General features: G+C 45.5%; 21 protein-coding genes and 1 tRNA gene. 16 read left to right on the plus strand and 6 right to left on the minus strand.

Translation table 11 applies throughout. The annotated features are described in order from the left end of the window. Positions 1-16 precede the first annotated feature (16 nt). The 8 genes from FME95_RS10645 to FME95_RS10680 all read left to right on the plus strand — a co-directional run bounded on the left by FME95_RS10645 (position 17) and on the right by FME95_RS10680 (position 9,353). Positions 17-2,128, plus strand: a complete 2,112-nt coding sequence (locus FME95_RS10645; RefSeq protein WP_147714473.1) for a putative bifunctional diguanylate cyclase/phosphodiesterase — start codon at positions 17-19, stop codon at positions 2,126-2,128. Then, positions 2,125-2,400, plus strand: coding sequence for a late competence development ComFB family protein (locus tag FME95_RS10650; protein ID WP_147714474.1), 276 nt, complete (start codon positions 2,125-2,127; stop codon positions 2,398-2,400). Before FME95_RS10645 ends, FME95_RS10650 begins: the two co-directional genes overlap by 4 nt. 201 nt (positions 2,401-2,601) lie before the next feature. Beyond that, a complete protein-coding gene (hemC, locus tag FME95_RS10655; RefSeq protein WP_147714475.1) occupies positions 2,602-3,546 on the plus strand; it encodes a hydroxymethylbilane synthase in 945 nt (314 codons plus the stop codon). After that, positions 3,546-4,283, plus strand: coding sequence for a uroporphyrinogen-III synthase (locus FME95_RS10660; RefSeq protein ID WP_147714476.1), 738 nt, complete (start codon positions 3,546-3,548; stop codon positions 4,281-4,283). Before hemC ends, FME95_RS10660 begins: the two co-directional genes overlap by 1 nt. Before the next feature lie 30 nt (positions 4,284-4,313). Further along, positions 4,314-5,510: a uroporphyrinogen-III C-methyltransferase gene (locus FME95_RS10665; protein ID WP_147714477.1), complete on the plus strand. Its 1,197-nt coding sequence runs from the start codon at positions 4,314-4,316 to the stop codon at positions 5,508-5,510. After that, complete coding sequence (locus tag FME95_RS10670; protein ID WP_147714478.1) at positions 5,507-6,679, plus strand: heme biosynthesis HemY N-terminal domain-containing protein; 1,173 nt, start codon at positions 5,507-5,509, stop codon at positions 6,677-6,679. Before FME95_RS10665 ends, FME95_RS10670 begins: the two co-directional genes overlap by 4 nt. Position 6,680: 1 nt before the next feature. Next, positions 6,681-7,163 (plus strand): GAF domain-containing protein, encoded by a 483-nt coding sequence (locus FME95_RS10675; RefSeq protein WP_147714479.1) that lies wholly within the window; start codon positions 6,681-6,683, stop codon positions 7,161-7,163. Positions 7,164-7,268: 105 nt separating this feature from the next. After that, the gene (locus tag FME95_RS10680) at positions 7,269-9,353 is read left to right on the plus strand and encodes a sensor domain-containing diguanylate cyclase (RefSeq protein WP_147714480.1); all 2,085 of its coding nucleotides are present in this window, start codon (positions 7,269-7,271) and stop codon (positions 9,351-9,353) included. A gap of 166 nt (positions 9,354-9,519) precedes the next feature. Here the strand turns inward: FME95_RS10680 and argH are convergent, their stop codons facing one another. Further along, positions 9,520-10,911, minus strand: coding sequence for an argininosuccinate lyase (gene argH / locus FME95_RS10685; RefSeq protein WP_147714481.1), 1,392 nt, complete (start codon positions 10,909-10,911; stop codon positions 9,520-9,522). 434 nt (positions 10,912-11,345) lie between these two features. Between argH and FME95_RS10690 the strand changes: the two genes are divergently transcribed. The 3 genes from FME95_RS10690 (at position 11,346) to FME95_RS10700 (ending at position 13,252) form a co-directional block, all read left to right on the plus strand. Continuing rightward, positions 11,346-11,555, plus strand: coding sequence for a hypothetical protein (locus FME95_RS10690; protein WP_147714482.1), 210 nt, complete (start codon positions 11,346-11,348; stop codon positions 11,553-11,555). 216 nt (positions 11,556-11,771) lie between these two features. Next, the gene (thiL, locus tag FME95_RS10695) at positions 11,772-12,761 is read left to right on the plus strand and encodes a thiamine-phosphate kinase (RefSeq protein WP_187265508.1); all 990 of its coding nucleotides are present in this window, start codon (positions 11,772-11,774) and stop codon (positions 12,759-12,761) included. An 11-nt stretch (positions 12,762-12,772) separates the two neighbouring features. Then, positions 12,773-13,252, plus strand: a complete 480-nt coding sequence (locus FME95_RS10700; protein ID WP_147714484.1) for a phosphatidylglycerophosphatase A family protein — start codon at positions 12,773-12,775, stop codon at positions 13,250-13,252. A 62-nt stretch (positions 13,253-13,314) separates the two neighbouring features. Here FME95_RS10700 and ptsP read toward each other — a convergent pair whose 3' ends face one another. After that, entirely contained in the window at positions 13,315-15,558 is a 2,244-nt protein-coding gene (gene ptsP, locus FME95_RS10705) for a phosphoenolpyruvate--protein phosphotransferase (protein ID WP_147714485.1), read from the minus strand. Between the two features lie 303 nt (positions 15,559-15,861). Continuing rightward, positions 15,862-17,013: a mannitol-1-phosphate 5-dehydrogenase gene (locus tag FME95_RS10710; protein WP_147714486.1), complete on the minus strand. Its 1,152-nt coding sequence runs from the start codon at positions 17,011-17,013 to the stop codon at positions 15,862-15,864. Positions 17,014-17,446: 433 nt separating this feature from the next. Between FME95_RS10710 and FME95_RS10715 the strand changes: the two genes are divergently transcribed. The 3 genes from FME95_RS10715 (at position 17,447) to FME95_RS10725 (ending at position 20,275) form a co-directional block, all read left to right on the plus strand. Then, positions 17,447-17,523 (plus strand) — tRNA-Ile (locus tag FME95_RS10715). 749 nt (positions 17,524-18,272) lie between these two features. Continuing rightward, entirely contained in the window at positions 18,273-19,760 is a 1,488-nt protein-coding gene (locus FME95_RS13780; protein WP_222709974.1) for a methyl-accepting chemotaxis protein, read from the plus strand. An 8-nt stretch (positions 19,761-19,768) separates the two neighbouring features. Next, a complete protein-coding gene (locus tag FME95_RS10725) occupies positions 19,769-20,275 on the plus strand; it encodes a DUF6436 domain-containing protein (RefSeq protein ID WP_187265509.1) in 507 nt (168 codons plus the stop codon). A 91-nt stretch (positions 20,276-20,366) separates the two neighbouring features. Here FME95_RS10725 and FME95_RS10730 read toward each other — a convergent pair whose 3' ends face one another. Then, positions 20,367-21,134, minus strand: coding sequence for a DUF3307 domain-containing protein (locus FME95_RS10730; RefSeq protein WP_147714488.1), 768 nt, complete (start codon positions 21,132-21,134; stop codon positions 20,367-20,369). Between the two features lie 43 nt (positions 21,135-21,177). Beyond that, positions 21,178-21,828 carry a hypothetical protein gene (locus FME95_RS10735; RefSeq protein WP_147714489.1) on the minus strand — a complete coding sequence of 217 codons (651 nt, stop codon included), beginning with the start codon at positions 21,826-21,828 and terminating at the stop codon, positions 21,178-21,180. A gap of 138 nt (positions 21,829-21,966) precedes the next feature. Here FME95_RS10735 and FME95_RS10740 point away from each other — a divergent pair, with 138 nt between their 5' ends. Both FME95_RS10740 and FME95_RS10745 read left to right on the plus strand, forming a co-directional pair. After that, positions 21,967-22,935 (plus strand): acyltransferase family protein, encoded by a 969-nt coding sequence (locus FME95_RS10740; RefSeq protein WP_246109363.1) that lies wholly within the window; start codon positions 21,967-21,969, stop codon positions 22,933-22,935. 80 nt (positions 22,936-23,015) lie between these two features. Continuing rightward, positions 23,016-23,381, plus strand: coding sequence for a ribosomal maturation YjgA family protein (locus tag FME95_RS10745; RefSeq protein ID WP_147714490.1), 366 nt, complete (start codon positions 23,016-23,018; stop codon positions 23,379-23,381). On the opposite strand, the gene FME95_RS10750 is transcribed toward FME95_RS10745, so the two are convergent. Then, on the minus strand, positions 23,347-23,826 hold the full coding sequence (locus tag FME95_RS10750; protein ID WP_147714491.1) for a DUF6942 family protein: 480 nt from the start codon (positions 23,824-23,826) through the stop codon (positions 23,347-23,349). The genes FME95_RS10745 and FME95_RS10750 overlap by 35 nt on opposite strands. Positions 23,827-23,858 lie beyond the last annotated feature (32 nt).

The raw sequence follows: 23,858 nt of genomic DNA on the forward strand, positions 1-23,858 counted from the left end.
TGTAGGCGTTTTTTCAGTGAATGCTCGTCAACTGCTGTTTGTTTTAGTTTTTATAGCGTTACTATTGTTGGCCGGTTCGGTTACTTTGGGCGTAAAACAAAGTCGAGTTTTTGCTCAGACTAACGAACTTATTGTCGCCTATGAATCGCTGATGCAATGGCAGAAGCATGCCGAACAGCGGCCAGCTAAAGAATCGGTATTAAATCGCTATGCACAGCAAATTATTAATAACTTGCCTGAGCTAGTCGGCAATACGGATCAGCCAGTTAGTGAACTAACACAGTACTTGTTCGACTATAGTGCAAGCCCTAATCAGCCAGCATCGGTTGATGTTTTTCAATCTGATATTCTTGAGTCAGCGATTCTCTGGGAATTGCTCGACTGCCATCAACAGCAAACTCGGCTGGCTCATCTAGCAAACTATATCAGCGTTGGACTGGGCTTTACGCTATTAGGTTTGGGTCTTAACGCCTACTTTATGGGGCGTCGCTCAAAGGATTATCGCTTAGCGCCTTTTTTGGAAGACAACCCCAATCCTGTTTTCGGTTTGAACTTTAACGGTAAAATCATCTACAGCAATGTTGCCGCCAATAAGGCGCTACAGCAATTATTGCCCTACTCAGACGATGTCTCCATGTTGTTGCCTGACGACTATGGCATGCTGCTTAATAAACTGAAATCCGAACAGCAAACCACGGCAGTGTGGAATCGTGAGCTGAAAGATCGGCTGTATAAGTTTAGCGTTCACCTGATGCCTAATTATGGTCGTATTCATATTTATGGTGAAGACGTTACCGAACAAGAAAAAATCCGTGCTCATAATCATTTCTTAGCGTTTCATGACCCGATTTGCGAATTGGCGAATCGACAAAAATACGAACAGTTGGTGAATGATCTGCACGATGAGTCGCTTGATATTACATTGGTCATGACTCGCGTAATCGGCACCTCGGCCTTGTTATCTAACCAAGGCTTATTGGTTGTTGATCAATTTGTTAAAGATTTGTCTGCACGTTTAACCAGAGCATATCGCGCAGTCGACAGCTTTGGTGAGCGTCGCGCTGAAGTAATCCGATTTGATAACAGCCTTTTTGGCTGTCTTTACTTTGGTCGCTTAACAGAACGCCAATGCCGCTACTTGACTAGCCTGCTTGAGCAATGCGGTGAAGCTCCCTATGTGTCAGGTAATAGAGAACATTACTTCAAGATTAAAAGCGGTGCGGTCTGTGAAAAATCCTCGCGCAGTGCTCAGTTTGTCATGCAAAAAGCCAACATCGCATTAGATTCACTACGTGATCCTGAACAAAGTTTTCTGCTGTTTGATGAATCGATTGAAGCTGAAATGCGAGAGTCTGAGCGTGTTCATAATGCCCTCAGGCATGCCGTGCAATTGGATGAGCTAGCCATGGTTTATCAGCCGCAGCAAGATTTAAGAACCGGCTCGTTGGTTGGCTTTGAAGCCTTAATGCGTTGGAATAACCATGGCAAAAATGTACCGCCAGATGTCTTTATTCCTTTGGCCGAAAAAACCGGCTTAATTCATGGCATTGGTAATTGGGCAATGCGTGAAGTTTTAAGGCAAAGCATTGACTGGCAAAACCAGCCGGCAATTAAACTTAAGCAAATTGCCTTTAATGTCTCGGCGCAAGAATTTAGCCGACAAGACTTTATTGAGTCTATCGAGGTCGCACTTGCTGACTACCCTGCAACGCCGGATACCATTCAAATCGAGTTAACCGAAAGCCTGTTAATCGATGATGAACAGGCGGCGATCGAGAAGTTACACACCTTGAAAGAACTTGGCTTTACCGTTGCTATTGATGATTTCGGTACGGGTTATTCTTCATTTAGTTACTTGTCTCGCTTCCCTATCGATAAGTTAAAAATTGATCGTTCTTTTATTACCAATATGGCCAATGGCGAGCGCGATATCGCAATTGTGGCGGCAATGATCAATGTAGCGCATCGACTAGGTATTGGTGTTATCGCAGAAGGAGTGGAAACTCTGGAACAACGAGATATTCTATTGAGTATGGAATGCGACCAAATACAGGGTTTTTTATTTGGCAAGCCGATGAATTCCGTGGATGCAACACTATTCTGTGTTAATGAAGGGGTAAGCCAATGAACTTTGAAAGCCAAATCTCAAATTTTTATGAAAAAATGGTGGCTGACGATTTAAAAAAACGCAGCGACAAAGATCCGATCGACGATGAAATGATGGTCGACATTGCCTGCGTCGCTCTCAATCAGTTGCCGTCGCGCTATTATCGCTACTCGGTTGATATGGCTTTTTATCTAGAAACACAAGAATACCAAAAGATGCAGGCCGCGGTGATTAAGGCGGTTGATTTCGCGATTAAGTTTGTCGAAACACATAAAACCAATCGCGCAGAATAGCCATTAACGCAATGTTCTTTATTCACGTTATAAGCTGTTGGTGTCATAGAGCATAGGCGTTACAGATTTTTGGCGTTAAATTGAAGCCAGACTGAATCTGCTTACAGGCTTGCAGTTGTACTCCTGTTCAACGCTTGCTCGGCCTTTATCGGCTAATCCAGCTAACAGCATAAACACAGCTAACATCACATAAGAATAGAAATGACGAACCGAATCAGAATTGCCACTCGCAAAAGTCCTCTCGCCATCTGGCAAGCCGAATATGTAAAAACAGAGCTACTAAAACACCATTCAGATTTGCAGGTGGAATTTGTCGCGCTCAGCACACGAGGCGACAAAATTTTAGATGTGGCGCTATCCAAAGTTGGCGGTAAGGGTTTATTTGTAAAAGAATTAGAAGTTGCAATGACTGACGATGCGGCAGATATCGCCGTACACTCAATGAAAGATGTTCCAATGCAGTTACCGCAAGGATTTGAGCTGCCGATCATCTGTGAGCGAGAGGACCCATCCGATGCTCTAGTCAGTCATCACTTCAATAGCATTGAAGCTTTGCCTCAAGGTGCCGTTGTCGGTACCTCCAGTCTAAGACGTCAAGCCCAGCTGTTGGCCATTCGCCCAGATTTGACCATAAAGGTATTGCGCGGCAATGTGGGCACTCGCTTACAGCGATTAGACGATGGTGAGTACGACGCCATTCTGCTGGCAGCGGCTGGCCTTAAGCGTTTAGGCTTAGAAGCGCGAATTGCTCAACGGCTCAACAAAGATGATTTGCTGCCTGCTTGTGGTCAAGGTGCTGTTGGCATCGAAACTCGGCAAGGGGATGAGCGAATTATCCAACTGTTAAAGCCGCTTTATCATCGCGAGACTGCGTTACGGGTTAGCGCTGAACGGGCTATGAATCGAGCTTTAGATGGCGGCTGTCAGGTACCGATTGCCGGCTTTGCATTATTGAGCGATGACCAGCTATCGCTTGAGGGCCGAGTTGGCTCTGTCGATGGTCGTCAACTACTTAAAGTGGCGGAGCAAATCACTCTAGTTGGCAGTGATGATGAACAGCTTGCTCAGGCCGAGCAGCTGGGTTTAAGCGTTGCAAATAAATTACGCAGTCAGGGCGCTGACGCGCTATTAGCTGAGCTCGTTTAATGCGAATATTAATCCCCAAAGCGCAGAGCGAACAGCGCAGATGGCAAGCACTATTAGATGGACAGTCTGTCGAGCCGGTGTTTTGCGATCCATGGCAGATTGATCTATTGCCGCAAACAGCAGAAACAAAAACGGCATGGTTAAACTTGGATCTGAATGCAGTAGTTTTTTGTGTCAGTCCAACGGCAGCGAAAGTATTAGTTGATGCATTAGATGAGTATTGGCCAATGCCGCCAGAAGGGGTGCGTTGGCTTTGTAATGGTCCACGAACGGCGCGAGTATTAAGCGAGTACGGCTTGCCAGCAGAATACCCAAGCAGTGGCCATACCTCTGAAGATGTTTATAAAATGGTTCAAGGCTCGTTGACGTCGTCGCAGCGCTATCTAATTATTTGTGGTGAAGGTGGTCGCGATTGGATGCGACAAACTCTGCAGCAGCAGGGTGTTCAGGTAGGCGTTATTCGCTGCTATCAGCGGGCAGTTAATACGCAGGTGTTAGCACAGATGACCGAGCTGATTACAACGTGCCAAGCACTGTGGCTCAGTTCTGAATATTTGGGTGAAGCTCTTATTGCGCAGGCTGCGGAATTTTGGCGCAGCTGGCCGGGCGCATGGTGGCTTTCATCAAATAGGTTGGATCAGTGGGCCGAACAACAGGGTATTATCAATCGATTCCAAGCCGGTGGTGCAACGCCGGAGGATCTAAGTAGGCTAATTAAACAGCACGCTGGCGCCTAGAGCCGTCGCGGTGCATGAACAGGTTAGATTATGAACGAATCAGATAAACAGCCATCGACTGAAAAGTCTGTAGAAACTGCCGCTACCGAGCAAGTAACCGATAGTAACGCGGCCTTGCAATCAGAGCAGGATGACAGCGCAGACCGTTCAAACCGAGCGACTAAATCAGCCGCTGCTAAACGAGCAGCCCGTGCTAAAAAACGCAAAAAAGCAAAAGCAGATAGTGACTCTTCAGTAGCCAAAACCAGTAAGTTGCGGATCTTCGTAACAAAAAAAGCACTGGCTTTATATGTTATCTGTATCGCTATTGCTGCGATTGCTTACGCTGGCTATTGGTTAAAGGATTTCGCCTCAGATTATGTCGAGCAATATAAAGCGCGACAGGCGTTATTAGTTGAGCAAATCGAACAACAGCGTGAACGTATCGAAGTGTTAGAAAATAAGCTCGATCAGTCTCAGCAGGGCTGGCAGCAAGCAAGTGACGAACTGGAAGAATTGGTCGTTGAGTCTGCTCAGAGGCTAAATCAATATACCAGCAATGGCGAGAATCAGTGGCCACTGGAAGAAGCACTTACCCTAACCCGCTTAGCTCAGCAACGCTTGCAATTAGACAGCTCTGCGACCATGGCCGTGCGGCTATTAAAGTCAGCTGATAGCGTCTTAGCTGGGCAAGACCAAGCCGCTGTGTTGCCTTTGCGACGTCAATTGGCGGCAGATATTCTAGCGCTTAACAATGTTGAGTCGGCTGATATTAATGGGCATTACTTTGCTTTGGAGGCGATAGCTGATCAAATCCGACAGCTAGAGTGGTTACCAAAACCGGCGCAACAGCAAGCGCTGGCTGATGATGTAGCACCCAGTGAAGGCTTCTTGCAAAGTTTGCAGCAGATAGTTGTGGTGCGTCGCTTAGATGTACCTATGCAAGCTGCGCCATTGCAAACCACCTTTGAGCAATGGCGACAACAGACATTGTTACGTATCGAGCAAACTCAGCTGGCATTGTTGGCGCGTAATCAGCCATTATACGACAGCGCATTGCAGCAAAGCCAGTCATTGATCAGCCAAATGCAGAGCCAAGTATCTGTCGATGCTTACTTGGCTCAGTTGACGGAGTTATCTGGTGCAGAATTAAACCCGAGTTGGCCGGATATTTCTGCGAGCACGGAGTTGATCGAACAATACATTTCCGAGTATCAAACGACTGAATTATCGGAGGGCGACGAATGAAAAAATTAGCACCGCTGTTGCTGCTGTTTATCGTCGTCTTATTGCTCGGCGGCGTATTGGCACAAATGATGTCCAAGGACGCTGGCGTCATGTTGTTAAGCTGGAATGGTTGGCTAGTAGAAACCACCTTTTGGGTCGGTGTAGCGCTGATCATTAGTTTTTTGTTGACGCTTTATTTTGGTATCTGGCTGCTGCAGCGAATTGCGCCGACTCGATGGTTAGGCCAGTTGCAGTTACGCCGTCGGCGTCGACAAGCTCGTATCGAAACTAAGCAGGCGATTGACCGGTGGATGCTCGGTGACGAAGAGGGCGCAAGCCAGGCGTTACAAAAGGTGGCAAAGGCTGGCGGTTCAGAGCGTTTGCCGCGAGCATTGAGTTTGGCGCTGGGTGTCACGCATGCGCAATGGCCAGATCAATTCACCGCCTTTACTCAGCAGGATGCGGAACTGACTGACTACGCATTAATGTTACAAGCAGAGCGTTACTGGCAACTCGATCAGCCATTAGCCTTTATCGCCCTGTTGAAGGATCATCCAACCTTGGCGGCACTGCCACGGCTGCAACGCAGATACTGGCAGGCATTGATTGAAAACAGCCAAGCCAGTGATGCTATCGCTCACATCATTGGTGCGCACAGCGTGCAACCAGATGAGCGTCAGCGCTGGTTGGTGCAGGCTGTGGTTATGGCGTTTAAGCAGGTTTTAGGCGAACCACAACAGAGTCAAAAAATACTCAAGCCGTTGAACAAAGCGCAAAAAGCCTTGCCAGAAATATGTGTTGCAGAAATTCAATACCTGATCTCTATTGGCGAACATAGCGCGGCATTTAAACGCATAAAACAGCTTCTGTTGCAGCCTCATCAGTTGGATCAGTGTGAGCTGTTATTGGCATTGAATATTGACGATAAGCTTAAGCTCGATTACTTGCACAGCCTTAAGCCAGCCGAACCCAGCGCGACCTATTGCCGAGTGGTGGGCTTGTTGCATTTTAATTTGAAAATATGGGGCAGCGCTCAAAGCTGGTTAGAGCTCGCTTGGCAACAACAGGATTTGGTCGCAGCAGTGCAACTGGCAGAGCTTTATCAACAACGAGATATGGAAAAAGAGGCTGCAAGCTTATATCAAGCGATTGCACATTCGATCCATCAGCCTAATCAGAAGGAAGATTAATATGGCAGAAACATTAGATTATGACCCAAGTGCCAGTACCGAATTGCAATACGACCAGCTGCAAACACAACTGCAAGCTCTTTGCCACGGTGAACAGGATTTAACCGCGAACTTAGCCAATATCGCAGCAGCGATGCGGCAAACCTTTGGTTTTTTTTGGGTCGGCTTTTATGTTGTTAAAGAGGCGCAGTTGGTTCTAGGGCCGTTTCAAGGAGACATTGCTTGCACTCGTATTGGTTATGGCAAGGGCGTCTGTGGTACCGCTTGGAAAAACAAGTCGCTGCAGTGGGTGCCTGATGTTGATGCATTTGATGGCCATATAGTGTGCAGTAGCGCCTCGCGTTCTGAAGTGGTTGCACCTATTCTTAAAGATGGAGAAGTTGTCGCCGTGCTCGATATTGATAGCGATCAGCTGGATGACTTTACCGAACAGGATGTACAAGGCATACAGCGATTGAGTGATTGGATCGCCACACTGTTTTAATAACCGCAGATTTAATGACAGCAGAGTCAGATCGCTTTAGAAACAACCTGTATTTTAATTTGCTGCTTACGTAAGGCTATTTCAATTGCATTCAGGTTTGCTTAGATGAAACAACAAAAATTATATAACGATCTTAAAACAGCCTTGCGCAGTGTAAAAATAGATCCGCAACAATCACAAATAGTGGCGGAACAAGCTGTATTGGTCGCCCAGAAAAACGCCTCGATCAAAACCTTAGGTCTTGCTTATTTAGTCCTTGGCGAGGCGAATTTAGAGAATCGAATTGACGATTTGGCGACGGATTATTTTTTGCGTGCTAACGCCATTTTCAAAGACTTAAATATCACTGAATTCAATGCAGAGTGCCATTATGGGCTCGGCTGTTGCTATGTTCATTTGGGCGATTTTGTTCAAGCCATTGAACAGTTTCGGGCAGCACAAAGACAAATCCCCCATGCAGAAAATCGCGACTATTTAGAAGTACTTATTAAACTGGCCATTTCACGTGGTTTAATGAATCTAACCTATTGGTCTGAAGCAGAAGAAGAGTTACAAAGTATAAAGCGACAGCAGTTAGAAGACGGCGTGTTACAGGTCGAGCATCAATTACAGCTGTTGCGTATTGCCTTTCATCGCGGTAATCAGCGCTTCATTCATGACCAGTTGATTTGTTGCCGGAATTTAATATTCGATGTAAAAAATAAAAATATTCAAGATCTGTTTACCTATTTTTCTGGTCGCTTCGTTATGAAATACCAAAGCGTTAAAAAGGGTGAAGCGATTTTGGCTAAGCTTTGGCGCGAAGTCGATTATGGCGGTGGCTATGCGTATTTTTTATGTTATGAAGCCGCGCTCGATATCCTAAAATCTGATCAGCCAAAAAAAGGCGTCAACTGGTTTAATGTGCTGTTGGCCATTGAAAACCTTCCGATGGTGCTGCGGCATCGAATTCACATAGCCATGGCTGAATTTTATGTTGCTCACTCTGCTTATAAAAATGCCACGGAACACTTTCAGTCGGCAGAGAAAGCATCGCGTGAAATACAAGAAAATGAATTAGCCCAACAGTGGGTTAAATTTAGAGCGGAAGAAACCTATCAACAGCTGCGACATCAGGTTCAGGAGCAGCAGGAGAATAATCAACTACTGGAACAAGCCAATAGTTTGCTTGCGTCGGTCAATGAAATTGCTATCGATGTGAACTCTGCGTTGGACCATGCGACCATGTTGCAACGGCTATATGAACAATTATCGCATTGGTTGGATGTCGACATTATCGCAATTTGTGAAATTCATCAGGGTAAATTAAAAGGTGGCTCTGTGGTTAAGCAGGGGCAGCCTGTAGATCCTAAAGAATGCATTTCTATTCAGCACAAAATGTGGGCTGTCGAGGTAATAGAGCAAAGGAAAGCATTGCTTAAGCAGGACATTGAGCTCAGCAAGGTCTACCCGCATCCTGATCATCCGAAAACTAAAATTTCATTATTTCAGCTGCCATTAACCTGTGAAAATCGAGTTGTTGGTGTATTTTTGGTGCAGGCAAATAAGTCCTTTGTTTTTGATGAGCAGGTCATTAATTTGCTTAATTCCATTTCGCCGGTTATCGGTATTGCTTTAGCAAATCTTATTAACTTAGAACGTATGCGCAATATGAGTGGCCAGTTAGATAAACAACAGCGAGAACTTAATGATGTCCGTAAATTAGTTAGCCACCTTGCCGAAAATGATGAGCTTACCGGGTTGTTGAATCGATCAGGTGTCGAATATTATTGGCCGCAGTGGCAACAGCGAGAAGCCTTTTATTGTATGCAGATCAGCATACTGAATATTGATAAAATTGATCGATCAGTTAGCGGTCATTCGGCACAAGAGGCGGTAAGAGTATTGGCTGAACGATTTTCTCAGCATATTGATTCAGAATATCTTTTTGCTCGAGTGGACAATGCAAGCTTTGTTGTTTTGCTCGACGGAGATCAAGCTAAACGCACCATTAAACAATTGGCAGAAACGCTAATACAGCAGAGTCGAGAGCCGGTTGATTACGCAGCGGCGGTGTTTTCTACCGAGGTGGCTGTTGGTGTGGTGAAGTATCCAGATCATGGCGATAACTTAGAAGAATTATTATCGTTAAGTTCGATTGCAGTCAGTCACGCAGCACATGATCAGAGCAGCTTTTCTTTTATTGATTAGCCAGTGTTTTTTTTAAATTAGAATTTAAAGAATAGCTTTTGACCTGCTCTAATTCAGTTTGAAGATTTAGATTGAAGGTTTTGAGATATAGATTGAAGGTAAGTTGAATCTTTTTAGAGTAGCCCGCCATACTTGGCGGGCTTTTTTCAAGGGCGTTATTTTTTAATTAGCTACGAGCTTTCAGTGTTTGCTGCGCCCGTAAACAGGCTGCTAACACTTGGTTTGGTGCTGTACCGCCAAGGTGGTCTCGAGCAGCAACAGAGCCTTCTAACGTTAAGACATCAAAAACATCCTGCTCAATCAAATCAGAAAATTGCTGTAGTTGCGCTAACGTCAGTTCGGCAAGGTCTTTACTTTGTTCAATACCAAAAGCGACAGACTCACCCACAACCTCATGCGCATCTCGGAAGGGTAAACCCTTTTTAACTAAATAGTCTGCTAAGTCTGTGGCGGTTGAATAGCCTTTGGCAGCGGCTTGATACATGCTGTCTTTTTTCGCCTTGATGTGCGGCACCATGTCGGCAAAAGCACGTAGACTTCCAGCAAGCGTATCGATGGTGTCAAACAGAGGTTCTTTATCTTCTTGGTTGTCTTTGTTGTAGGCCAATGGCTGAGATTTCATTAATGTTAGAAGACTCATCAGATGACCATAAACGCGCCCTGTTTTGCCACGGACTAATTCCGGAACGTCAGGGTTTTTCTTTTGCGGCATAATTGAAGAGCCGGTGCAAAAACGGTCAGGTAGGTCGATAAAATCGAATTGAGCTGAGGCCCACAGAACTAACTCTTCAGACATACGTGATAGATGCATCATGATCAATGCACCGACCTGGGTGAATTCAATAGCAAAGTCTCTGTCTGAAACCGAATCCAGAGAGTTTTCAGAAGGGCGATCAAAGCCCAGTAACTCAGCAGTAATGGTTCGATCAATCGGATAAGTTGTGCCTGCTAGTGCCGCAGCGCCAAGCGGCATAATGTTAACGCGCTTACGACAATCGATAATGCGTTCGTAGTCGCGCTGTAGCATTTCATTCCAAGCCAATAGGTGGTGACCAAATGTGACTGGCTGTGCTGTTTGTAGGTGGGTAAAGCCGGGCATGATCGTATTGGCTTCAGTTTGTGCCAATTCGATAAGCGCCGCCTGTAAGCGGGTTAGCTCGCTGGCGAGGTGGTCGATTTCATCGCGCAAGTAAAGTCGTATGTCGGTGGCAATTTGATCGTTGCGTGAACGGCCAGTGTGCAATTTTTTACCAACTGTGCCGATTTTCGCCGTTAAGGCAGCTTCGACGTTCATGTGTACGTCTTCCAATGCGACTGACCATTGCATGTCGCCATTTTCAATATCACTTTGCACGGCTTTAAGACCATCAACGATAGCCTGCTGCTCTTGCTCGGTAATCACATTGCATTTTGCCAGCATCGTTGCATGAGCAATTGAACCTTCAATGTCGTGACGATACAGCCGAGCATCAAAGCCAATAGATGCGGTGAATTCTGCGACAAATGCATCGGTTGCCTCGGCAAATCGGCCACCCCAAGAAGCGTTCGTTTGAGTCATGAAAGAGTATCCAGTTGTTGAATTTAGCCGACCATTATAGGCCTTCCGCTAAACGCATCAAACCAACTTTTTCAGCGATTGTTGATTAATTTTCACATCATTGCAGACGAGGATGATGGAGATGAAAAAAATTTTGCTAAAAGCCTGCGAATTACTGGCGGATGCCAATGGCAGCGACTATATATACTGATGTTATCTGGCGGTGCCCTGTTTGGCTGCATAAATGCTTGCTGAAACAGACATTAAGCTGGTCAATATAATAATAACGAAAACCGATCGACAGCGGCCAATGTCGTTTTAACGGCAACTAAGTTTACTCAATATTCGTTTGCTTAGACGTTGTTTATTTAGCAAAAAATAACCCTAGGATTCAGGGTTTTAGTGATGTCGCAGTGCGCTGATAAGCGAGTGCAATACTGCAAAAGGAGAAGAAAATGACAGCAGAAAAAAAATTACCGGAAGGCCCAATCACAACAGAAGAGTTGGCGCGTACCCCGAAATGCAATGAAAACGTTCGCTCTGCTATGAACAGCGAAGTAGAAAAATTTTTAGCTCAGGGCGGTGCGGTTACTCAAGTGGAATCAGGTTATCGGGCAGATCCACCGAAAAAGCCTGAAAGTAAATATGGCTCTCGGCCTATCTAGGCTTATTTATTTAGCATCCCGTTTTACAGGTTTCACGGGCCGTCTCCATTGGAGCACTTTTAGCTTAAGTTTGCTCTATTAAGATGTGACCGCTTTGTTGGAAAGCCTGCTTTATCAAAAAACACGTAAAGCTCTAGCCTACGATTAAAAATAATGAGTAGGCTTTAGTTCGAGCTTTTCTCTATAATGCGCCTTCAATGTAACTTGCTAGAGCGCATGCGCGAATTTGATCTGATAAAAACACACTTTACCGACTGGTCGACAAACTGCTCAAACCTGAAGCTGGGTATTGGCGATGACTGCTTAGTTTGGCAAGGTGATCAACCCTTGGTTATTTCGACCGATACCGCAGTTCAGGGGGTGCATTTCCCAGAGCAGGCGCGGCCCGATCAGGTAGCCTCGCGCGCGTTTTTATCGGCCTTGAGTGACCTTGCTGCCATGGGTGCGAGCGCTGATTTTTTTACTTTGGCGTTATCGTTACCTGCAGATCTCACCGACCATTGGTTATCCGAATTTGCCAAACAGTTGAGAGTTTTAGCGCAGCAGTACCAAATTGTTTTGGCAGGTGGAGATACCACTCGCTCCAAACTCATTACCGTGACCATCAGTGTTCATGGCTGTGTTGCCAAACCGCTATTACGCAGCGGAGCTATAGCGGGCGATGATATTTGGGTTACTGGCCGTTTAGGTGGTGCAGCGGCTGCATTACCGACAATCCTTGCCAGCTACGATGAAACATCAGGCGACGCTAATTTGGGCACTCAGGCTGTAAGCGCGAAAACTTCTATTCCTAGCCAATGGTTAAACGCCTATTGGCAACCTGATATTCCCATGCTGTTTGCCAAGCAAGCGAGCAGCCTCTTGAACAGTGCAATCGATATTTCTGACGGTTTAATGGGCGATGCCGGACATCTTGCTCGGGCCAGTCAGGTCGATTTAGAATTCGATATCCATGCCTTACCACTTGCTGAACAATTGCAGCCTAACGTGCCGCAGCATCTTGCTTTGGCGCTTGCCGGAGGTGACGACTACCAGCTCTGTTTCACCGCAACTAAGGCGGCGCGTCAGTCGATAACACTATTAGCAGAATCCATTAATCAGCCGGTTAGTCTTGTTGGTCGCGTTGTTCGCGGCAACGGCGATGTTCGCTGGTATGATGGAACCCATCAAATCAAGCCTGCTTTGCAGGGCTACCAACATTTTTAAACGAGGACGACATGTTAGAACCTTCACAGCGACGCTGGAATAATCATTGGGTACATTTTTTAGCCTTTGGTTTAGGCAGTGGTGCCGCCCCTAAAGCGCCAGGAACCTTTGGCACCATTGCTGCGGTGCCACTGTATTTGCTATTGGCTCAGCTCTCGTTGCCGCTCTATCTGGTGGTTGTTTTGGTTAGTTTTGTCTTGGGTATTTATTTGTGCGGTCAAACCTCAAAAGATATGCAAGTACACGATCACGGCGGCATTGTTTGGGATGAGTTTGTTGGTTTTTGGATCACTATGATCGCATTACCTTTGCACTGGGCTTGGCTGTTGGCTGGTTTTGTCTTATTCCGCCTGTTCGATATTATTAAGCCGTTTCCGATTGGTTGGCTAGATAAGCGTGTGCACGGCGGTTTGGGGATTATGATCGACGACGTCTTGGCTGGTGTTTTTGCTTTGCTGGTTTTACAGGCAGTGCGCTACTTTTTCTTTTAGCGGTTCTGTTTTTGCTGTTGATTGCTGATGCGTAAGTGCAGCAGCAATCAACGGTTGCTAAGTTAGGTAAACTTTTCTGTAAAGCCTATTTCATCAAGCCGTTGTTCTAGCTTTTTCTGAATTTCTTTCTCATTAGGTAGGTCGATAATATCGTCCAGTAGTAGCCGACAATCGCGCATTTCAATATTGCGAATTAGCCACTTTATCAGTGGCAGTTTATAAGCAGACAGGCTTAAGGTTCTTATGCCCATACCTAATAACACCAATACTGCTTTTGGATCCCCAGCCATTTCACCACAGACACTGACTGCTAGGTTGAGTCGTCGACATTCGCGAGCGATATCATAGATGGCGCGTAATACCGCCGGATGAAAAGGCGTAAACAGATGAGCAACGCGCGGATTATTACGGTCGACCGCCAACAAATATTGGGTTAAATCGTTTGAGCCAATAGACACAAAATCAATATGATCCCTTAGGTGTGGCAGCATCCAAATCACCGCGGGCACCTCAGCCATAATGCCAATCGGTGGTCGCACGACCGCATGGCCTTCTTCTTTAAGCTGACTGACCGCCTCATCGATAATCGCGCCAATACGCAGTAGCTCATCTTCTCGGCTCAGCATTGGCACCATAATTTGCAAGTTCCCCAAGCCGATGTCGGCGAGCAGCATGGCGCGAATCTGGTCGAGCTGAATGTTGCGATAATCAAGCGTGAAACGAATGCCGCGCCAACCCAGATAGGGGTTTTCTTCTTGGATTGGGAAGTAGGGCAGAGCTTTGTCGCCACCGATGTCGAGTGTCCGCATCACCACGGGTTTGGGTGCATAAGCAGACAGCACCTTGCGATAAATGCGCACCTGTTCTTCTTCGGTCGGGAAGGTGTTGTGCACCATAAAAGGAATTTCAGAACGATACAGACCAATGCCTTCGGAGCCGCGTTCTAGTCCGGGGCGAATATCGGCCAGCAAGCCGGTATTGGAATAGAGGTTTACTCGCTGTTGGTCAATCGACTCGGCAGGCAAACTTTTCAGGTGCGCCAGATTAGCCTGGCGGGCTTGGTTTTGTTTGATAACCTGCTGATATTCTTCTTTTACAGCCTCTGGCGGATTGGCAATCAGAATGCCGCGATGACCGTCGAGAATAACCTGAGCGTGATGCATGGCGCTGAGGTTGGATTCTTGCAAACCAACAATAGCCGGAATACCCAAAGCATTTGCCAATACCGAGGTATGTGAAAGCGTCGAGCCTTGGTTACTGGCAACCCCAGCTATTAATGCCGGATTAATGCGACCAAAATGTTCAATGGTGATGTTCTCACCGATCAACACAATGGGTTCATCGGTATTGATGACTTCGGGTTCTAAATTTTGTAAATGGCGGTAGACGCGAGCAGCTAAGACGCGTAAATCATCGGCACGGGCCTTTAGGTAAGGATCTTCAACGGCATCAAAAATAGCGATCTGCTCAAGCATAGCGAGCTTTAATGCACTGCTTGCGCTGACGTCAGTTGCTAAGTGTTTATCGATTGCCGCATGCAATTCTGGGCTACTCAGCAGTAAGCGATAAACCTCAATCAGCGCGGAAAGCGTTTCTTCTTGAGTATTGCCCTCACTGGCAAGCTCTTCTAAACAGTTATCGAAAGAGTCTTTGATGCGAGACTTTTCAAACTCTAGGCCAGAGCCGGGCTGAACGCTGATGTCTTCTAGGCGGATGTCGCTGCGAACGACCCACGCTTTGGCAATGGTAACGCCCGGAGCACCGGCTAAGCCGCGCACATGGCGAACTTCGTGAGCAGTAAATGGCCGCTCTTCACGAGTCGAACGTTTCAAGCTGGCCGCTTGGCTGGCAACCAGGTTTGCGCCCATGGTGACTAAGAAGGCTTCTTCTTCTTCACTGAAGCGGCGGGTCTCTTTAACCTGAACCACTAGAACGCCCAAAACATCGCCATGATGAATCAGCGGTACGCCCAAAAAGCCTTGGTAACGCTCTTCACCGGTTTCTTCAAAGTATTTAAAGCGAGGGTGTTTTTCGGCATAGGGTAGGTTAAGCAGATGTTGCCGCTCTGCAATGGTACCCACCAAGCCTTGGCCTGGCGGCATGCGAATTTTACCAATGGCCTCTTCTGCCAAACCTTCGGTGGCGGTTAATACCAGCTCACCTTCTTGCATAATATAGAGGCTGCAAACATCTACAGATAACGCGGTGCGAATACGTTGCACAATGAGCTTAACCAGAGACTTGTGGTCTTTTACCAGGGCAGCATCTAAGAATATTTTTTTTGCGACCAGTAAAGGGTTAAGCATGGAGGTTCCTGTTGAAAGAGGGGTTTAAAGTATACCTATATGTTGGTGCGTTGATTCGTGACCAGCATCTATAAACAATCGGTTAGTGTTTGTCAGGTTAGAACATGCCACAAAGTCAAAAAGAACACCATAAAAGCATGCTATTTAGCCTGTAGTTTAGCGTGTAAAAACAGCATAGATTGCGTTAGCTGGGTAACTGTAATGAGAAGCACTAGATAGTAACGCTTAGGGGTAAAATAAATACTTAAATCTAAAGCAGCAGTGCGGCGAGAGCCGCCACACTGCGCGTAAGTTTCGCTAGCTTTAGGCCGATTTCAAAGCCTGATACGCCGCTTCAACACGTGCCACCTCGTCACTGTCGAGTGGCAGTTCAGAGTAGTGTGCCAGTGTTTGCTTTAAGCCTTTATCGGCAAACATGGCTTGTAGCTCAACCGCTTGTGGATCTTCTTCGTTAATGTAAAAGAACGCAGCCGCCATACCTTTTATAAGGTGGTCGTTTGCAATGCCATACTCCATGGTACCGAGTAATGGTTTGGTTAAGCGATCGGCAGGACCTAACTTGCGGATTGGCTGGCGGCCAACGCGGTCGATTTCATCAACCAAATAGGGGTTGGCAAAGCGGCCGAGGATCTTCTCGATATAGGCAGCGTGCGCCTTAGCATCGAAGCCATAACGTCGCACTAGAACTTCACCAGACTCTTGCATTGCTGCTTTTACATCAGCTTTAACGGCATCGTCTTCAATGGCTTCGCGGATGGTTTTATAGCCCGCCAGAGCACCCAGATAAGCGGTAATAAGGTGGCCAGTATTGAGCGTGAACAGTTTACGCTCAACAAACGCCATTAAATTATCGGTTAGTTCCATACCTTTAATATCAGGAACGTCACCTTTAAATTGGCTTTGGTCGACAATCCATTCACTGAACTCTTCAACGGTGACTTCTAAAATGTCGTCACTGTCCGAAGGTGGCACAATACGGTCAACGGCCGAATCGGCAAAACCTACTAGCGCCTCAACTTTAGCGTGGTATGAATCATCAAGATGCTTGAGCACCTCAGCTTTTAGATGGCTAGTGCCACGCACCATATTTTCGCAAGCAATGATATTAAGGTAACTTTCATTGCCTTGATCAATGCGCAGAGCCAAGCCTTCGGCCAGTGTTTTAGCAATAATATTTAAAACGTTAGGTCCAACCGCTGTCGTAATCAGATCTGTGCTGGCGATCTGATCGAGTACTGCTTGGTTATTCTTCGAGTTGACGGCATCGACATTGGTGACGGTATCGACTTGAACCTCACTACCAACAACGCGTACTGGGTAAGACTTACGTTCTTGCAGCGCAGTGATGAGTTCATCGGCAACGTCGGCAAAGGTGACATGAACACCTGCGTCGGCTAAAAGCTTGCCGATAAAACCACGGCCAATATTACCTGCACCAAAATGTAGATTCTTCATGGGGCCATCCTTACATAGTTAAAAAGTGAGAAGCGTGACCAACAGGGGCAGCCCCGTGAGTCGTTGTTATTTTTATTGCGATCATTGTTATGTCGATCGGTTATTCAGCCATGCGATATTTGATAACTTAAGCTTAACGTATTTTCCAAGTAACGCTTAAGCTTAGCAACCAGCAGACGATTAGTTTTGCAAATAACTTGATTAAAATTGACTTAATTCGCGTATCTACTGCGTTTTATTGATTGCCTAAAGGCTGCTTAGTCGAACAGCGACCGCTTAAAAGGGCCGCTTAGGCCTTAATTGAGCGGCTTTTATCTCGAGTGAGTCAAGAAAAAACAGTTAAAAATCAAGCATCTGGCTAGACTTGTCGATGTTGCGCGTTATAATGCGCCCACTATCCAAACAGTACAGCTTAGCCTGTGCGAATCTCTGAGGGCCTATAGCTCAGTTGGTTAGAGCAGTCGACTCATAATCGATTGGTCGTCGGTTCAAGTCCGCCTAGGCCCACCACTCCCCATTTTTATACCTTTCTGTCTACTACAAACGAGCTCTATTTTTGCGTATGGTTTCAATGCCGATTCTCTATGCTTGATCGATAGCTTTATTCAGCTGTTTTTAAATCGCCCTTTTTTAGTTGTGTTGAACTCACTAATTTACTGAGTAAGTGTCGAGTGATTTCTTAATTGCATCGGTTTATAGGTTGTTTGGTTGTCGTGATTTCAATAAATGATCGTATTAAGGAAGTAGTTCGTATTAATAATCGATCTCGACTTTTCTATTTCATTTTTTTAGCTAATCTTTTTTTAATTTAACCTTATTTTTTTTATGGTTTTATTGTCGATATTTTTTACTTTTTAAATTTTTTTAGTTCGATAAGTCGAATTAAAAGGGTTCGATCACAGTTCTAAAATTAAAGTCATTGCCCCTGGAACTCATTGAAAAATATTTTTATTAACAGAGGGTGGTTTTTATAAATATTATTTTGTGAGCGCATAGACGGCATTTTTTTTTCACGTTGTGATTTTATAGCCTACTATGAGGAAATCGTATTAAGTTTTACTCTGGCATGCCGATGAATTGGCTGATAAAAATGAGCGACTACTCTCCACTCTTGCATTTTTTTAGCGGATTGAAAATTCAATTTTATCGGTAATGAAAATCTTGAACAGCATTCGATGAATAGGTCATTGGGTGCAACTAATATAGGCGTGTCTTCATGCTTATGAATTTTAGAATATGATAGATATAGGTTTAAAAATATGACTTACTCGTTTCGAGCATTAGCGTTTCGAATTTCCTTCTACGTCAGTGTAGGGCTGATGGCTTATGCTCTAGTTTTAGCGAATTGGCATAACACTTGGTCGCAAGCCTTTGTTATTGGCTTACCGTCGTTACTCATTCCATATGCACTCTACAAGATGTTAGGTGACCACCTACTATCACGTGTCGCTTACGGTCTTAGTTATATGATTTTCTCTGGCCTCTTTATCCACCAAGGCGCCGGAATGATTGAAATGCACTTTGGTATTTTTGTCTTACTGGCATTGCTGATCGTGTTCCGCGATTGGATCGTTATTTTAGCCGCTGCCGGTCTCATTGCGGTGCATCACCTGTCCTTTATGTTTTTGCAAGCCTCGGGCGTGCCAGTTTATGTATTCCCTGAAAATGAGTTACACCTCGGTATTGTTATTTTACATGCAGGCTATGTGGTCGTAGAAAGCATCGTGCTTTGTATTATTGCTTACACCAGTTTAAAAGAAGCCCGACAAGCGGAGTATTTTTTACAGGCGACCGAAAAAATGGTCGATGAACAGGGCAAAATTTGGCTTGGTGAACTTTCAATTGATAAGCACACAGCCTTAACTCGTAAATTCTCTAATGTGATCGGTACGCTTCGTTCAACTGTTGCGATGATCGACGATTCTGCAATGACCTTAAAAGACGAAACTCAAACCATGGTTGGCCAAGGTATGAGCATGATGGGAAGCATGCGTAAGGAAGCAACGCAGGTCGACACCATTGCCTCGGCGACTGAACAGATGACGGCATCAATTAACGAACTGGTGACACTTTCTGAACAGGTTGTTTCTATGGCCGATGGTCAGCAAGAAGCATCGAAGGCAGGCCAGTCGGCGGTAACAGAAATGACCAATACCATTACCGAATTGTCTGAAACACTTGAGACAACCAAAGAGAAGGTTAATGGTTTGGCCGAGTCGACCAACAATATTCGTAGCGTACTTGAAGTCATTCAAAGCATCGCAGAACAGACTAACTTACTGGCGTTAAATGCAGCAATTGAGGCAGCTCGTGCTGGTGAACATGGTCGAGGTTTTGCTGTCGTTGCAGACGAAGTACGTAGCCTAGCATCGCGTACGCATCAGTCGACTGGTGAAATCGAATCGATGATCGAAGGGCTGGTACAGTCGGGTGAAGAGTCAGTTGTCTCGGTTGATGAATCTATTGCTCGATTACAGTCGACAGTCGAAATTGCTAACGACAGTAGTGGCTGGCTGGATAAGATTTCTGAACACGCATTGAATGTATTGAATGCAGCAGAAACCATGTCTTCTACCTTGACCCAGCAAGGCGAAGCGAGTGAAGAAATTGCCCGCTCAACAGCGCTACTGAATACTATTTCTGCGTCGTTAAATGAAAAAGGCCAGACAGTCGTAGAAACTGCTCAAAGTGCAGAGAAAATCGCCGGAAAACTAAAAGAAGAAGCCGACAAGTTTGATTATAAATAATGGCGGTTGTGCAAAAAAAACATATCCTTGCGGCAATACTCATTGCCGTTTGGGTACCTGCCTCATTAGTGTTACTCAAACGTTTTGGCGATAGTTACACCGGAGTGTTTGACCCAAACTTTCAACTGAAAACGGTCAGCGCTAACGCCCCTGAACTGATCAGTAAGCTCGACATTCGCAACGATCAATCGGCGATCATTCATGTGTTGGATAAGACTTGTTCCTGTTATGAGCAAACGGCCGAACACGTGAATTATTTAGCTGACCAAATGCCCGCTGGTGTAGCACAGCGTGATATGAGCGTTGCAGAGCTAGCGAAAATGGGTATCGAAGTACCAGCCACACCGATGACTATTTTGATTCGTAATAGCGAATTGCAGTACGTAGGGCCTTATGCCACAGGCCCTTTATGTACCCCACAAAGTGATATTATCCTGCCAATCTTAGAAGGTAAGATCCAGCTGCCCAACGCGTGGCTGAACAGTACTGCCGTGGCCTGTCGCTGCCCAGTGTAACCGCATACCCTGTCGCTTTTCAGGCTTGAATTTTTCTACTGTCATTGATTTTTGTTTTAACAAACAGTGGCTAGCAAAGAGCGCTTCGATTTTATCCGTAAACTAATGCCTGTAGTAGCAAGCCAGTAAATAAGGCCAAGCTCATCGAAAATAAAGAGCCTAAAATAACGTACTCGGTGAACTTCCTATCGTGAGCCTCTCGCAAATCGCCCATTCTAAAAATAGATTTTGCTGCCAAGATAAAGCCGACGGCTTTAAATTCATCGTTTAGTACAAAGGTTAATACCAGCAGTCGCTCTAGGTAGCCGATGTATTGCCCAGCCTGAGGTAGCGAGTCTCGATTCTCTTTTGATGTTTGTTGTTCAATGGCTAACGTCCACTGCGAGAGTAACTGGCTAACCACAACCGCGCTGGGTTTCAGCATTAGCAAATAGCCAAGGCACAGCGCCCAGCCATTCGACCAATTTAATGTACTGAGTAAGATTTGAATTTGTGGCCCAGCGCCAGGCAATAAAAACAGCCAAAGTACGACCAAACTTAATAGGTGCAGCGCTTGGTCCAATAAAAACCAAATCAGCGTTTTGCCCAGTAGCAGTTTTAAGTAATCAATCGCGCCGTGAATTAGGCTAAAAAGCAGCCCTGTAACGAGCGCAAGCGATAGGTTGAGCGTTGCCGTCGTTGCCAGTATTAAGGCAACAATACCGCCATGCAGCAAAGCATGTAGATAAAAATAGCTAGAACGAATTTTATGCTGCTGTTTAGATTGAGCCCAATGGTCCGGTTGCAAAAAGAAATCACCGATCAAGTGACCAAGCAATAACAACCAAAGTAGCGAAATACCGTCCAGTGTTGCCAGCATAGCCAAGTTCCTCTTGGATTATTGGTCTGTGTGCAGTTCGTTGTTATGAATCAATGGCTGCAAGCTTATCAGCAATAACCGCTTCATACAGCGCTAGTGTTTCAATAATGATGTCGGCATTGGCGCGCTGTAGCCGCGAGGCTAGGGAGCGTCGGTTGATCGCTGTTTTTTCTGCCAGCAGTTGTTGGGTAAGTGCCGGGTAAAGTAAGCGCGGATACAACACCTCTGCTTGCTTATGGCTTAGTGCGGTCAAGACAAAATCTAAATACTGGATAAGCAATTGATGGCTGGGGTTGATCTGCGCGCGGCTTGAACAGTTAACGGTTAACCGCTGCTCGTCCATCGCTTTTAAGGCTCGGCCCGATAACACAAAGGCTTCACCCTTGGCGGTTTTTCGCAGCTCAGGCTCTAGTTGATTAAAGTGGCCAATACCAATCGCCACCCGTGCATCGGAGCGCTTAACGCATTGCATAAGGGCTAGGCGTAACAGTACGGCGATGCGCAAACTGAATTGTGGCTGTGCAATAAAGACTTGGAACTCATCACCACGATAAATATCGCCCTGAACAGCAAACTCTTGGTTTAGAGTCAGCATCGATTGCTCTAACTGTACAAGGCAGCTGCGATGATCGGTATCGGACAAGCCGGTAGAGTTAATGATGTCGCCAGTGACGACAGCGCCGATGCTGACCATAGTCTATGCCTTAGAAGTGAGATCGCTTATTGGTCATACTTTAGTGGCCAAAGTATATTTGGTCAATAATTCGTGGCCATTAATGGAGCTTGAATAAATAGGAAACCCCATACAGCCATGTCATGATACGGCTTTAAAATGTTAACCGATTTAATTATGCAGCGTTCCCAACTACTCGATTTACTCAGAATCTTCGCCATCTTGCTGGTGTTTATTGCTCATTTTGGCCAATTGTTTAATCACAATTTAGGTGACTTTTTTGGCATTAAAAACTTTTATTACGTCAGTTTAGGTGGCGTTGGCGTGACTCTCTTTTTGCTGCTGTCAGGTTTACTCTTAGGTCTAACCGACGGCAATAAAAAGCGCGGTTACTTTGCTTTTATAGGCAAAAAGCTAAAGCGCATTTATCCGCTTTACTGGATCTGCTTGCCTTTATCTTTACTTGGTTATGTACTCGGCAGTTATGTAGCGGGAGATGGCTTGCCCGATTTGGCTCCCAATGGTCTGCTGGTGGACCTGTTCGGCACATTAACGGGCTTTTATGCTTGGCTGAGTTTGTGGGGGGGGCCCTATAATGCGCCCAGCTGGTTTATTGGCCTTATTATTAGTTTGTACGCCGTAGGCCCATTACTTTTGTTTGGCCTTAAGCGCTTCCCTTATATAGTGCTGCTTATTTTGTTGCTTATTAGTGTGCTATCGCGTTGGTATGTTGGCCAAGAAGGCATTCCATTGGTATCGAATAATCTCTATGACGAAGCCAAAGGCTGGGCCTATCGTCAATTTGGTTTTATGCCTGGTCGACCAACAGACTGGTTCCCGCTGTGTCGAATATTTGAGTTTGGGTTTGGTATTTATCTTGGCTTAGTTGTGCCAAAACGAGTTTGGTTTAGCGTTAATCTGCCGGGGCAGAAAATCAGCAGCTATTTAAGTGATTTGGCATTCCCTCTTTTTTTATTGCATCTTCCGTGGTTGTTTTTTGTCGAGGTATTGATCGATAAAGGTATGCCAACTTCCGTAAGCATAGCGGTGTTTATGTTGCTGTTGGTCGTGCTCGCTCAAGGCGTGACCAAGTTGGAAAGCATGTTGCTGGCGAAGCTAGGTTATTGACCAAGCTAACTAAGTTATTAAAAAAGTAAAAAGCTTAACAGCATTTAATTTACAGGGTACTGAGTTAATGGCAGTGGAATATGTTTCATTTTAACGCCAGAGCGTTTGTTATTAGTGTGCTTCTTTTTGCGGCGTTGGTCGTTATTGCAGTGTATGTAACTGACGATATTGTTAGGCCTTTTTTGGGCGATGTGCTGGTGGTGGTCTGGTTGTATTTTGTTATGCGCAGTGTGCTCAATTATTCGAAAAATATAATTATTTCCGGTGTGTTGATCTTTGCTTATGCAGTAGAGTTTGCTCAATACTTCCAGCTTTTAAGCTGGTTGGGGTTGGATCATATCTATTGGTTGCGAATTGTTTTAGGCGCGACGTTCGATATTAAAGATTTACTGGCTTATAGCGTAGGGGCCGTTATGTTATTTTTGCTGAATGTCGATACAGCCTAACGGCTTCTATATCTGTATTTGGGAATTGGCGATAATCCAAATAAGGGCAAAGGATTAGATTAGCCTTTACCAACAGTGAGCCTTTTTCGTTGAGTGCTTGCCAGCCGTGTAGCGAGGTCTGTTCAGTCACATTCTGTTGCATGGCTTGGCCGCAAAGAAAATAGCTTTTGTCAGCGTTAAACTGCATCGGCGTTTTAAACTCAATGCGTTCGTGCTGCGTTAATAGTTCGCTATCTCGGTAGTTACGCCAGTCGTCAGTATTACAGCTTAGTTTGGCCATAATGGTTAAAATCTTCCGCCAATGGTTGCCGTCCTGACTAATAATATTTTCGACCGCTACTTCACTTAACTCCGAATCTTTATTTAGCCGGTATTGCCCTTTGGGCGGTGTCGGCAAAATAAATATTATCTTGGCTTTTTCTCGGCTAACGCCAATGCTTTGCATCGATTTTTACCTTATGACTTTACGACAGGAAG

Source organism: Reinekea thalattae (genome assembly GCF_008041945.1).
GTDB classification, from domain to species: Bacteria; Pseudomonadota; Gammaproteobacteria; order Pseudomonadales; family Natronospirillaceae; genus Reinekea; species Reinekea thalattae.

Bases quoted from the DNA above. Each gene is read 5' to 3' on its own strand.
- FME95_RS10740 (WP_246109363.1), top strand. From the start codon at position 21,967: ATGTTAACCGATTTAATTATGCAGCGTTCCCAACTACTCGATTTACTC.
- FME95_RS10680 (WP_147714480.1), top strand. From the start codon at position 7,269: ATGAAACAACAAAAATTATATAACGATCTTAAAACAGCCTTGCGCAGT.
- FME95_RS10675 (WP_147714479.1), top strand. From the start codon at position 6,681: ATGGCAGAAACATTAGATTATGACCCAAGTGCCAGTACCGAATTGCAA.
- FME95_RS10735 (WP_147714489.1), bottom strand. From the start codon at position 21,828: ATGGTCAGCATCGGCGCTGTCGTCACTGGCGACATCATTAACTCTACC.
- FME95_RS10650 (WP_147714474.1), top strand. From the start codon at position 2,125: ATGAACTTTGAAAGCCAAATCTCAAATTTTTATGAAAAAATGGTGGCT.
- FME95_RS10745 (WP_147714490.1), top strand. From the start codon at position 23,016: ATGTTTCATTTTAACGCCAGAGCGTTTGTTATTAGTGTGCTTCTTTTT.
- hemC (WP_147714475.1), top strand. From the start codon at position 2,602: ATGACGAACCGAATCAGAATTGCCACTCGCAAAAGTCCTCTCGCCATC.
- FME95_RS10750 (WP_147714491.1), bottom strand. From the start codon at position 23,826: ATGCAAAGCATTGGCGTTAGCCGAGAAAAAGCCAAGATAATATTTATT.
- FME95_RS10665 (WP_147714477.1), top strand. From the start codon at position 4,314: ATGAACGAATCAGATAAACAGCCATCGACTGAAAAGTCTGTAGAAACT.
- FME95_RS10660 (WP_147714476.1), top strand. From the start codon at position 3,546: ATGCGAATATTAATCCCCAAAGCGCAGAGCGAACAGCGCAGATGGCAA.
- FME95_RS10690 (WP_147714482.1), top strand. From the start codon at position 11,346: ATGACAGCAGAAAAAAAATTACCGGAAGGCCCAATCACAACAGAAGAG.
- thiL (WP_187265508.1), top strand. From the start codon at position 11,772: ATGCGCGAATTTGATCTGATAAAAACACACTTTACCGACTGGTCGACA.
- argH (WP_147714481.1), bottom strand. From the start codon at position 10,911: ATGACTCAAACGAACGCTTCTTGGGGTGGCCGATTTGCCGAGGCAACC.
- ptsP (WP_147714485.1), bottom strand. From the start codon at position 15,558: ATGCTTAACCCTTTACTGGTCGCAAAAAAAATATTCTTAGATGCTGCC.
- FME95_RS10670 (WP_147714478.1), top strand. From the start codon at position 5,507: ATGAAAAAATTAGCACCGCTGTTGCTGCTGTTTATCGTCGTCTTATTG.
- FME95_RS10730 (WP_147714488.1), bottom strand. From the start codon at position 21,134: ATGCTGGCAACACTGGACGGTATTTCGCTACTTTGGTTGTTATTGCTT.
- FME95_RS13780 (WP_222709974.1), top strand. From the start codon at position 18,273: ATGACTTACTCGTTTCGAGCATTAGCGTTTCGAATTTCCTTCTACGTC.
- FME95_RS10700 (WP_147714484.1), top strand. From the start codon at position 12,773: ATGTTAGAACCTTCACAGCGACGCTGGAATAATCATTGGGTACATTTT.
- FME95_RS10710 (WP_147714486.1), bottom strand. From the start codon at position 17,013: ATGAAGAATCTACATTTTGGTGCAGGTAATATTGGCCGTGGTTTTATC.